The organism is Thiocapsa marina 5811 (assembly GCF_000223985.1).
Lineage (GTDB): Bacteria > Pseudomonadota > Gammaproteobacteria > Chromatiales > Chromatiaceae > Thiocapsa > Thiocapsa marina.
Map to the genome: position 1 here is coordinate 1 of NZ_AFWV01000002.1, position 12,449 is coordinate 12,449.

4 protein-coding genes and 1 pseudogene are annotated in these 12,449 nt (G+C 64.8%); 2 read left to right on the plus strand and 3 right to left on the minus strand.

Translation table 11 applies throughout. The annotated features are described in order from the left end of the window. The first annotated feature begins 378 nt into the window (after positions 1–378). Positions 379–9,057, plus strand: coding sequence for a glycoside hydrolase family 94 protein (locus tag THIMADRAFT_RS02480; protein ID WP_007191375.1), 8,679 nt, complete (start codon positions 379–381; stop codon positions 9,055–9,057). Positions 9,058–9,132: 75 nt separating this feature from the next. Here THIMADRAFT_RS02480 and THIMADRAFT_RS27690 read toward each other — a convergent pair. Beyond that, a pseudogene (locus THIMADRAFT_RS27690) lies at positions 9,133–9,201 on the minus strand (type II toxin-antitoxin system RelE/ParE family toxin); the annotation flags it as partial. Positions 9,202–9,209: 8 nt separating this feature from the next. Between THIMADRAFT_RS27690 and THIMADRAFT_RS27695 the strand changes: the two are divergent. Further along, positions 9,210–9,470, plus strand: a complete 261-nt coding sequence (locus THIMADRAFT_RS27695; RefSeq protein ID WP_007191376.1) for an ABC transporter permease — start codon at positions 9,210–9,212, stop codon at positions 9,468–9,470. Here the strand turns inward: THIMADRAFT_RS27695 and THIMADRAFT_RS02485 are convergent. Continuing rightward, the gene (locus THIMADRAFT_RS02485) at positions 9,400–11,379 is read right to left on the minus strand and encodes a class I SAM-dependent DNA methyltransferase (protein WP_007191377.1); all 1,980 of its coding nucleotides are present in this window, start codon (positions 11,377–11,379) and stop codon (positions 9,400–9,402) included. The genes THIMADRAFT_RS27695 and THIMADRAFT_RS02485 overlap by 71 nt on opposite strands. Continuing rightward, the gene (gene dinD, locus THIMADRAFT_RS02490) at positions 11,379–12,236 is read right to left on the minus strand and encodes a DNA damage-inducible protein D (protein WP_007191378.1); all 858 of its coding nucleotides are present in this window, start codon (positions 12,234–12,236) and stop codon (positions 11,379–11,381) included. The genes THIMADRAFT_RS02485 and dinD overlap by 1 nt, the downstream gene beginning before the upstream one ends. Positions 12,237–12,449: the final 213 nt, after the last annotated feature.

Below are 12,449 nucleotides of genomic sequence, written 5' to 3' on the forward strand. Positions count from 1 at the left end.
CAGACGGGACTGAGCGTGACCGCGCGTATTCTCGATGCGACCTACGAGATCGGCCGCACGTGCTCCGATACCTTCCGCGACGTCAAGGATCGCTTCATTCGCCATGATCGCGTGAACGGACAATGGAACTACCTCGTCGATCCGAATGGGTTCGCTTATTAAAATGTTTAACTTGTTTTTGAACCGTTACCCAGTCAGTCCACCAGCGTCGGTGCATGGCTCGGTGGACTGCGCTGCGCTTGTCCACCCTACAGGGCTTGTCCACCCTACAGCGCTTGTCCACACTGGCCGGTTGGAAGAACAGGCCGTCGAGCGTTACCTTCGTCCGCACAGGATGGCATCTCCACATCGGAGATCGGACGTTTGAAGGAGAGTCATTTGGCGATTCGCGACACCCTGATCCAGTTCAGGAGATGGCTTCCCGGTAAAGGTTCGATCAAGGCGTCTATCGGCGACGAGCCGCCGTTGCGTTCGGAGCTTTTCAGCGCCGTTCAGATGGAAGAGCACGGCAAGCGCCTCGCCGATGCGCATACCTTGATGCCTGGTCATCCACCGGACCGTCTGCTCGCGCGCCTGACCGAGAACGAAACCATCCTGATCGGTGTCTGCCGCTTGCTCATGGCCGCCGTCACGGAGAACCGCCGGATCGCGCCGGCCGGTGAATGGTTGCTCGACAACTTCTATTTGATCGAAGATCAGATCCGCACCGCCAAGCGACATCTCCCCAAGGGCTACAGCCGCCAACTGCCACGTCTGCTTCACGGGCCATCCGCCGGACGACCGCGCGTCTATGACCTCGCGCTCGAGATCATCGCCCATGGCGATGGCCGGGTAGACCCCGAGAACCTCAACCGTTTCGTCGCGGCCTATCAAGCGGTCACCACCCTCCGACTGGGCGAATTGTGGGCCATCCCGATCATGTTGCGACTGGCTCTGATCGAGAATCTGCGCCGTGTCGCGGTCCTCATCGCCGCCAGCCGAACCGACCAGAACCTGGCCGATGCCTGGGCCGATCGGATGATGGCGATGGTCGAGCAGGATCCGAAAAATCTGATCCTGGTGATCGCCGACATGGCGCGCTCGAACCCGCCTCTGTCGAGCGCCTTTGTCGCGGAGTTGGCGCGCCGACTGCAGGGGCAGAGCTCCGCCTTGGCCCTGCCGCTGACATGGATCGAGCAGCAGCTCGCCGAGTCGGGTCTGAGGATCGAGCAGTTGGTGCAGTCGGAGAACCAGCAACAGGCCGCCGACCAGGTCTCCATCGGCAACAGCATCGGCAGTTTGCGTTTCCTCGGGGCGACGGATTGGCGCGAGTTCGTGGAAACCATGAGCCTGGTCGAGCAGACCTTACGCGGGGATCCGGGCGGGATTTACGGCCGGATGGACTTTGCCACACGCGATCGTTACCGGCACGTCGTGGAGAAGGTCGCGAAGAACAGCGCCCTGTCCGAGGCGGAGGTGGCTCTCCAGGCGGTCGAGCTGGCAAGCGAAGGCGCGGTCGCGAACGATGGCGCCGAGCGTGCGGCGCACGTCGGGTTCTATCTGATCGATCGCGGATTGCCGCGGCTGGAGCGCCGGACGCGTGCCTGCCTCTGCACACTGGAATCGCTGCAACGGCGGGGTCGGCGGTTTCCCTTGTTCCTCTATTTGGGTGCGATCTTCCTGTTGACGGCGCTCTTTACCGGAGGGCTGCTGGCACTCTCCGACAGCCCGCCGGGTTGGCTGCTCCTGCTCCTGGCGGTGCCTGTCGTGCTGGGCACCAGTCAGCTCGGTGTGGCGTTGGTGAATTGGCTGGCCACCTTGCTCGCGACACCCTATCCGCTGCCGCGCCTGGATTTTTCACTCGGCATTCCGTCGGAATCGCGCACCCTGGTCGTCACCCCGACCATGCTCACCGGCGCGGCGGGCATCGAGGCGCTGCTCGAAGGGCTGGAAGTGCGCTTCCTGGCCAATCGGGACGACAGCCTGCACTTTGGACTCTTAACCGATTTTCGCGATGCGCCGGAGCAGACGCAGCCCGAAGACGAGACGCTCGTCCGGCTGGCTGCCGAAGGGATCGAGGCCCTGAACGCGAAATACCCGCGCGACGGTGGCGATGGCTTTTTCCTCTTCCACCGCCCGCGCCGCTGGAATCCGCAAGAGCGGATCTGGATGGGTTACGAGCGCAAACGCGGCAAGCTCGCCGATTTGAACGCGCTGTTGCGCGGCGGGGCCACCGATCGCTTCGCAACCATCGTGGGCAGGACGAGGATCCTGCCGAGCGTGCGTTACGTCATTACCCTGGACACCGACACACAACTCCCGCGCGATGCCGCACGGGAGTTGGTCGGAACCCTGGCACACCCGCTCAATCGGGCACGCTACGACCCCGACCGGCAGGTGGTCTCCGAGGGCTACGGCATTCTGCAGCCGCGCGTGGCCGTCAGTCTGCCCGGTGCCAATCGGTCGCGGTATGCGCGGCTGTACGGGGAGGACGCCGGCATCGATCCCTATACCCACGCCGTCTCCGATGTCTACCAGGATTGGTTCCATGAAGGCTCCTTCATCGGCAAGGGCATCTACGATGTCGATGTCTTCGAGCAGGCGCTGACGGCACGTTTCCCCGAGAATCGCATCCTCAGCCATGATCTGCTGGAGGGCTGCCATGCACGCTCGGGATTGGTCTCGGATGTACAGTTGTACGAAGACTATCCGGCCTGTTACAGCGCGGACGTAAGCCGCCGCTACCGCTGGATTCGCGGCGACTGGCAAATCGCGCGCTGGCTCTCGCCGCGCGTTCCCGGTCTCGACGGACGACTGCGGCGCAACCCGCTCTCGGCGCTGTCGCGCTGGAAGCTGGCCGATAATCTGCGGCGTAGTCTCGTGCCGGCGGCACTGACGCTGCTGTTCGTGCTGGGCTGGACGCTCACGGAGTCCCCGGGGCTCTGGACCCTGGCCGTGCTCGGCATCTCCCTCATCCCCTCGTTGCTCACCGCGCTCCTGAACGGCCTGCAAAAGCCGGGCGACGTACGCTGGCCCGATCACCTTGCCGCCGCGCTCCGCACGGTGCGCCGGCAGTTGGCGCAGGCACTTTTCACCGTCGCCTGTCTGCCTTACGAGGGCTACTTCAGCCTGGATGCCATGGTCCGCACGCTTTGGCGGATGCGGGTCAGCCATCGACGGCTGCTCGAATGGACCTCCTCGGGCGATCTGGATCGCTCGCGCCGGGATATCGTCGCCTTTCACAGGAGGATGTGGATCGCCCCCGTGTTGGCCATGATCACCACGTCGGCGCTGGCCTGGCTCGACCCCGCCGTGCTGATCGTCGCGGGGCCGATCCTGTTGCTCTGGCTGGCCGCGCCCGCCATCGCCTGGTGGATGAGCCGCCCCTTGACGCTCCGCGAGGCCCGTCTGACGGCCGAGCAAGTGCGCTTTCTCCGCACCCTGTCCCGCAAGACCTGGGCCTTCTTCGAGCGGTTCGTCGGGCCGGAGGACCATTGGCTGCCGCCGGACAACTATCAGGAACATCCCGTGGCCGTGGTCGCGCATCGCACCTCGCCGACCAACATGGGACTGTCGCTGCTCGCGAATCTGGCCGCTTATGACTTCGGCTATCTGCCGGCGACCGGACTGATCGAGCGCACAACCCGCGCCTTGGGCACGATGGCCGGCATGGAGCGCTATCGCCGCCATTTCTTCAATTGGTACGACACCCAGACACTCAAGCCGCTCGCCCCGCTCTATATCTCGTCGGTAGACAGCGGCAACCTGGCAGGTCATCTGCTGACCTTGCAGCCGGGTCTCATTGCGCTGATCGACGCGCCCGTCCTCAACCCGCGCTGGCTGGACGGGATCGAGGACAGCTTCGCGATTCTGACGGACGCGCTCGATGCCGGTCCCGAGCCGCATCGAGACGGCGTTGCGCCGGAAGCGCTCACGCCATTGCGGCAGATCCTGGAGTCGGCCTCGCAGTCGCCGCCCGCCACGCTGGAGACCGCATGTCGGTGTCTCGAGTCACTGGCAACGGCGGCGGAGGCCGCGGCGTCGGCGTTGGATGCGCACACCACGGGTGATGCGAACGCATGGGCAGGGGCCTTGACCCGCCAATGCCGCGCCGTCCTGGATGATCTGCTGTTGCTCGTGCCCTCGCTGGCGGCCCCGGTTGCGACTCCGGTTCCGGTCGGCGCGGAAGGCTCGTACCAGCTGTCCCTGACGCTGCGCCAGCTCGCCGGGCTCGAGGCGGACCGCAACGCCGGCGGGGCCGCCCGCGAGCGAATCGGCCGGCTCGAGCACCTTGCCCTGCAAGCCGGCGAGCTGGCCCAAGCGGACTACGACTTTCTGTACGACCCGTCGCGTCATCTGTTGGCGATCGGCTTCAACGTGGGCGAGCGGAGACAGGATGCGAGCTTCTACGACCTGCTGGCCTCGGAGGCGCGGCTGGGCAGTTTCGTGGCGATTGCGCAGGGCGATCTGCCGCAGGAGAGCTGGTTTGCGCTGGGGCGCCTGCTGACCGTCGCCGCCGGCGAGTCCACACTCCTGTCGTGGAGCGGCTCCATGTTCGAGTACCTCATGCCCTTGCTGGTGATGCCGACCTACGACAATACCCTGCTCGACCAGACCTATCGGACGGCGGTAGCTCGGCAGATCGAGTACGGGAAACTGCGCGGCGTGCCCTGGGGGGTGTCCGAATCCGGTTACAACACCGTCGATCTGCATCTGAACTATCAGTACCGCGCATTCGGCGTGCCCGGTTTGGGGCTGAAACGCTGGCTGGCCGAGGATCTGGTGATTGCGCCCTACGCCTCCGCGCTCGCGCTGATGGTGGCACCCGAGGCGGCGTGCCGGAATCTCCAGCGGCTCGGTGCGAGCGGATTCGAAGGCCGTTACGGCTTTTACGAGGCGATCGACTACACGCCGTCCCGTCTGCCCCGCGGGCAAACGAGCGCGGTGGTGCGCTCCTTCATGGCCCATCACCAAGGCATGAGTTTCCTGTCGCTGGCGTACTTGCTCCTGGACCGTCCGATGCAGCGGCGCTTTATGGCGGCACCGATGTTTCAGGCGACCGCGCTGCTGCTGCAGGAGCGCATCCCCAAGACACCCTCGTTCTACCTGCACGCGACCGGCGAGCCCACCGACATCCGCACCACCTCCAGCGCTCAGGAGGCGGAGATGCGCGTGTTCACCACTCCCGACACGCCCATCCCCGAGGTGAAGCTGTTGTCGAACAGCCGCTACCATGTGATGGTGACCAACGCGGGCGGCGGCTACAGTCGCTGGAAGGATCTGGCCGTCACCCGCTGGCACGAAGACACCACCCGCGACCACTGGGGCACCTTCTGCTACGTGCGCGACCTGGCGAGCGGCGACTTCTGGTCGACCGCCTATCAGCCGACGCTCAAACAGCCGGACAGCTACGAGGCCATCTTCTCGGAGGGTCGCGCCGAGTTTCGTCGCCGCGATCGGGGGATCGAGTCCTATACCGAGATCGCCGTCTCGCCGGAAGACGATATCGAGCTGCACCGGGTGCGCCTGACCAATCGCTCGCGCAGCCGTCGGGTCATCGAGATCACCAGCTACGCCGAGGTCGTCCTCGCCCCGCCCGCCGCGGATGCGTCGCATCCGGCCTTCAGCAACCTCTTCGTGCAGACCGAGCTGCTCGACCCGCAACGGGCGATCCTCTGCACCCGCCGGCCGCGCTCGCGCGAGGAGTCGTCGCCCTGGATGTTCCACCTGATGGTGGTCCGCGGGGCCGAGTGCGGCACACCGTCCTACGAGACGGACCGGATGCGCTTTATCGGGCGCGACCGCAGCGTCGCCGATCCGCAGGCGATGCACGGGTACGAGACCCTGTCGGGCAGCGCCGGCTCGGTGCTCGATCCCGTCGTCGTCATCCGCTACGCCATGACGCTGGATCCGGATCAATCCGCCACCATCGATCGGGTCACCGGCATCGGCGACAGCCGCGAGATCGCCGTGAGCCTGGTCGAGAAATACCGGGATCAGCGACTTGCCGATCGCGTCTTCGATCTGGCCTGGACCCACAGCCAGGTGGTCCTGCGCCAGATCAACGCCAGCCAGTCCGACGTACCGCTCTATGGACGCCTGGCCAGCTCGATCCTCTACGCCAATGCCTCGCTGCGCGCCGAGCCGAGCGTGCTTGCTCAGAATCGGCGCGGACAATCCGGGCTCTGGAGCCATGCGGTGTCCGGCGACGTGCCGATGGTGCTGGTGCAGATCGGCGACCCGGAGAATATCGAGCTGGTCCATCAGCTGGTCCAGGCGCATGCCTATTGGCGCCTGAAGGGATTGACGGTGGATCTGGTGATCTGGAACGAGGATCGCGCCGGTTACCGCCAGCAGCTCCAGGATCAGATCCTGGGGCTGATCGCCGCGGGCGCCGAGGCGCACGTGATCGATCGGCCCGGCGGCATCTTCGTCCGTCCGGCGGATCAGATCTCCAACGAGGATCGCATCCTCTTCCAGACCGTGGCACGGGTCATCCTCAGCGATTCACGGGGCACCCTGGTCGAACAGCTCGGTCGGCGTGCTCCGCCGCAAGCGCCTGTCCCGCCCTTACGCCCGACCCGCGGCCGTTTCGCCGAATGGAGTCCCGGGATCGAGCCCGAATCGGCCGGAGATGCGAAGCAGGACGGGCGCCAGCCGCTCCTCTTCGACAACGGCCTGGGCGGCTTCACCCCCGACGGGCGCGAGTACATCATCACGACCCTGCCCGGCCGAACGACGCCTGCACCCTGGGTCAACGTCCTGGCGAATGCGCACCTCGGGACGGTCGTCTCGGCGAGCGGCATGGCCTACACCTGGAGCGAGAACGCCCACGCCTTCCGCCTCACGCCCTGGCACAACGACCCGGTCGGCGATGCGAGCGGCGAGGCCTTCTATCTGCGCGACGAGGAGAGCGGTCACCTGTGGTCGCCCACGCCGCTGCCCGCGGGCGGTGCGTCGGAATACGTCAGCCGGCACGGCTTCGGCTACAGCGTCTTCGAGCACACCGAGGAGGGCATCGCCTCCGAGTTGTGGGTCTATGTCGCGGTGGACGCACCCATCAAGTTCTCGGTGCTCAAGCTGTGCAATCGCTCGAATCAGCCGCGCCGGCTCTCCGCGACCGGCTATGTGGAGTGGGTGCTCGGGGATCTGCGGCCCAAGTCGACCCTGCATGTCATCACCGAGATCGATCCGATCAGCGGCGCGCTCTTCGCACGCAACCCCTACAACACCGAGTTCGCCGATCACCTCGCTTTTTTCGACGTGGACGGTCCGACCCGGACCGTCAGCGGCGATCGGACTGAATTCATCGGGCGCAACGGGACACTCGGCGCGCCGGCCGCGCTGACACGGTCGCGGCTTTCCGGGAAGGTTGGTGCAGCGCTGGATGCCTGCGCCGCACTCCAAGTCAGCGTCGATTTGGCCCCCGGGCAGACCCATGAGATCGTCTTCCGGCTAGGCGTGGTCGGTCGGCGCGGTGCCGACGATGCCGGTGCACTGGTGCATCGCTACCGCGGGGCATCCGCCGCCCGCTCTGCCCTGGAGGCGATACACGGGCACTGGACGCACACCCTGGGCGCTGTCCAGGTGGAGACGCCGGACGCCGCGCTCGATGTCCTGGCCAACGGCTGGCTCCTCTATCAAACCCTGGCCTGTCGCTTATGGGCGCGCAGCGGTTACTACCAGTCGGGCGGGGCCTTCGGGTTCCGCGACCAGTTGCAGGACGCGATGGCGCTCGTCCATGCCGAGCCGTCACTGCTTCGCGAGCACCTGCTGCTCTGCGCCGGGCGCCAGTTTCCCGAAGGCGATGTCCAGCACTGGTGGCATCCACCCTCCGGCCGCGGGGTGCGCACCCGGTGCTCCGACGATTATCTCTGGCTCCCGCTGGCGACCTGCCGCTATGTGCTGGCCACCGGGGATACCGAGGTGCTGGATGAAACGACCCGGTTCCTGGAGGGTCGTCTGGTCAGCGGGGAGGACGACTCCTATTACGATCTCCCCGGACAGTCCGAGGACTCGGCGAGTCTCTACCAGCACTGCGTGCGCGCCATACTGCACGGTCTGCGGTTCGGCGAGCATGGACTGCCGCTGATGGGATCCGGCGACTGGAACGACGGCATGAACCTGGTCGGGATCCAGGGCCGGGGCGAGAGCATCTGGCTGGGCTGGTTCCTCTACGAGGTGCTCACACAGTTCAGCGCGGTGGCGCGATTGCAGGGCGACGAGCCCTTCGTCGAGCGTTGCCTGACGGAGGCCGCCCGGTTGCGCGGCAACATCGAGGCGCATGGTTGGGATGGCGGCTGGTATCGGCGTGCCTATTTCGATGACGGCACCCCGTTGGGCTCGGCGAGTCAGGAGGAATGCCGGATCGATTCCATCGCCCAAAGCTGGTCGGTGCTGTCCGGCGCCGGCGATCCGGAGCGTGCATGCACGGGGATGGCGGCGCTGGATGCACACCTGGTGCGCCGCGACGCCGGGTTGATCCAACTGCTGGCCCCGCCCTTCGATACCTCCGATCTGAATCCGGGCTATATCAAGGGATACGTGCCCGGCGTGCGCGAGAACGGCGGGCAATACACCCATGCCGCCATCTGGGCGACGATGGCGTTTGCGCGCCTGGGGGATTCGGCGCGGGCCTGGGAACTCTTCGGCATGATCAACCCGGTCAACCACGGGCGCTCGGCCGAGGACATCGCGATCTATAAGGTCGAGCCCTACGTCGTCGCGGCCGATGTCTATGGCGTGTCACCGCATGTCGGGCGCGGTGGCTGGAGCTGGTATACCGGCTCGGCGAGCTGGATGTATCGGCTGATCCTGGAGTCTCTGCTGGGGCTGCGGCTCGAGGTCGATACCCTGGATGTCGCGCCCTGTCTGCCCGTCGGGTGGAACGGGTTTACGCTGCGTTACCGGTATCGGGAGACGCTCTACCACATCGCCGTGACGCGAAGCGGCGATGGCGAGGGCGGGACGCGGATCAGGCTCGATGGTGTCGAGCAGGACGCGCCGACGATTCCGCTCTTGGACGACCGGCGGGAGCATCGGGTCGAGGTGGTCGTTCAGGGTGATCGGTCGGGGTAAGCGAGCCTCGCCCTGTTCCGAGGACTCTTCCTCTTTGCCGATGTTGGACTGCCGGCTCTTGGCGAATCCATAGACGAAGAAGGCGCGATGCGCCTGGCGGTAGAGGATCAGAGTCCGATAGCCACCCGAGCGACCTTGCCCCACGCGAGAGCATGCCTTCGCTGGTGCAGGACGTGATGCTGGCCGCGCCGACCACGCACTTCGTCACCGCCGCCCGGGCCATCCTCTATCGCGGCGCCGGCCTCGACGTGGTCTGGCCGCCGTTCCTCGCGCTCGCAGCCATCGGCGCGGTGTTCTTCGGCATCGCGCTGACCCACTTTCGCCGGACCATCAGCGCGATGGCTAGACTGCCGAGGGCTCATCGTCCTCCTGAAGACGTCCGGCGGCCGTTTCCAGCAGCGCCGAGAGTCTGACCAATGCCTCGGACACGATGCGCCCCTGCGCCTCGATATGGCCAACGATCTCTTGCGGGGAGCGGGTATCCGTCTCCGCCACCGCCGTCGGGTTGACGGCCTTCAGATCGAACACGGCCGCATCGATGTCAGCCGCCTTGGTTTCCAACTCGCGCGCGGCTTTGCCTTGTTCCAGAATCCGCGTCGTCAGCGCCGACAGCTCGGCATCGCTGGCCTTGTCTTTTTTCAGACGCTTGAGCTGCTCCTTCAGATCCACCACGGCCGCTTTGATCTGAGCGGCCTCATGGAGCAGGGGTTGCATCTCGGCGCGGGCCTTGGCGCGACGCGCGGCGAAATCCACCGTCCAGGAGTAGCGGCTGTCGCCCTCGGGCTTACCGCGCGCTTCCAGCAGACGGGCATAGCTGGGAAAAGGCTTGCCCGCGTTGGCCTCGTCGGCCTGCCAGTCGGCGGTGAGGAGGGCGGGCAAGTGCGCGTCGGCCAGCACCGCGCCGTCCGAGTCGAATCCGAAGTGCGCCAGCGTCAGCGGGGTTTTCTTGCCGACCTTCACGGATGAGAGGTCGTAGTACCAGATTTTCTTGGTCTTTCGGCCCTTGGTGAAGAACAGCAGATTGGTTTTCACGCCCGCGCCAGCCGTGGAGAACACGCCACCGGGCAGGCTGAGGATGGCCCACAGATCGCACTCGTCCACCAGCTTGCGCTTGGTCTCGACAAAGGCGCTCTCGTTGGTGCGAAACAGCAAGCCCTCGTCCAGCACGATGGCGCAGGTACCCGCGGGCGCCAGCTCGCTCAGGATGTCCTGCACGAACAGCACCTGGGTGGCGCTGGTTTCATAGGCGAAGTTTTTCTGCGCGTCACGGCCTTCCTTGCCGCCGAAGGGCGGGTTGGTGAGGATCACGTCGAAGGTCTTGGGCGCCTGGTCGAACAGTGCCGCATAAGTGGCGCGGCGGGTCAGCGCGTTGCCATGCCAGAGATTCGGCTGGTCGATGCCGTGCAGCACCAGGTTCGCCAGCGCGATCGGGAACACCAGGTTCTCCTTTTCGCGGCCGAAAAAGGTGTCGTGCTTGAGCGTATCGATGTCGGTGCTGGTGGCGCTTGGACCCAACTGGCGGGCGATGTGCTCATAGGCGATCGCCAGAAAACCGCCGGTGCCGCAGCAGGGGTCATACACCGTCTGACCCAGTTGCGGATTGACCGTATGCACCATGGCGCGGATCACCTCGCGCGGGGTGAAGAACTGGCCGCCATCGGAGTTCTTCTCGCCCATCTTCAACAACAGGTCTTCATACACCTGCGACAGGGTGAAGAAATGCCGGTCGTCCACGTGGTCGATGTGGATCTGATGCACCTTGTCCAGGATGTCGCGCAGATTGGCCTCGCTATCGACGCGCACCTTGTCCACCGCCGTCATGGTGCGGCCCATGATGCGCTGCTTGCGGCTGGCCGCCGGGTTGGGCAGGCCGGTGCGGGTGTCGATGTCGAGACTGTGGAGATGCGGCAGCAGTTCCTGGTTGATGAACTCGAACAACTGGCCGTCGCCCGCCGCGAACAGTTCCTGACGCTTCCAGCCGCAAGGTTTGCCCTCGGGTGTTTGCGGGTGCCCAGGCTTGTCGGAATAGGGAGCCGCCCAGTCCTGCCAACGGTAAGGGCTGCGCAGCGCGGGCGAGAAATGGGCGCCCACGGCTTCGGCCCTTTCCCGCGCCCTGGCTTCCTGGGCGTCCAGAATGCGCAGAAACAGAATCCAGGTCAGCTCCGGCACATACTGCAAGGCGCTGGCACAGTTGGAGCGGCGCATCACATCGCAGATGCTTTTGACGAAGGCCGAGAGGGATTGGGTCGAGGCGATGGCTTTCGGTGTTTTGGCCGGGCGTGGAGATGCCATGCCGGCGGCGTTATTCTTGGGGCGAGGCATTAACGGGGTTCCTTCGGAGGCTTGTCCAGCTTTTTCTTCGCGGATTCGATCTGCTGAATGCTGTGGTCGGGTTTGGGCAGATTCTCGGGCATGGTGCCGCCCAGCTCGCTAATGGTCTGGCGCACCTTGCGGCCGACAGCGAAGTGAGTCCTGTTGGCTTGATGCTTTCCCTGTACCTGATCGCGCCGCAGCTTCTCCTCGGTTTGCGTGGCGCGGAACAGATTGGCCGCCAGCTCGGTGCTGCCCATGTGGTCAAGGATTTTCTGGCTTTTTTTCAACCCTTTGCGTGCGTGGATGTCTTTGTTGCCCAAGCCGCCGTACAAGCCTTTGTAACCATGATCCTGGAAGATGGCGTAGTCGAGACTGGTTTCCACGCCGGCATCCTTGGCGGCTGCGGCCAAATGCTTGTTGTGCGTGGCTAGCTCGTTGCGGATAGCGAGGCGTTTGTCGTCTTCGCTGAGTTGCGCAAATTTAACGTCGTCGGCCAGCTCCTGGCGTCGCGTCTGCATGGCGAAGTAGGTTTGGCCGTTGGCGATCACCGGCTTGCTGGGATCGCCGTTTTGCACGATCAGGTAGCAGGCGTAGCGGGACAGACGAAAATCTTCTACCTGGCGTTTGGCGCCTGATCCGATATCGACCATTGTGAGGACATCCTCAATATGGTCTGCAACAGCCTGGCCACTGTTGCGGCAAGCGTCTTTTGCACGCTCGATAACCGGTACAAAGTGGCGATATTGTGAATAGTCCAGAACATTCGCCAGTTGGCGAGCCAGCCAAAATTCATTGTCGTCGGCATCCACATGGCGGATGCCTTCGAAGGTGGCGTGGTGCTGCTGGGCGATGCGCTTATCAGTCATGGTCATCTTCCTTTTGAGTCTCGAAACAAGCCAAATCGAACCGTTGGCCTTGGTGAAAGGTTTGGCGATAGACTTCCGCGCATGCAACCCGTGCGCTCGCCCCAAAGGCGACCACCTCTGTCTGGAGCGAAACGTTCCAGAACCCGACGACACGAGCGAAACATCATGGCTGGTTCATTATTGTTGGAAAACCCTTGGTTGCGCGACGAAGTG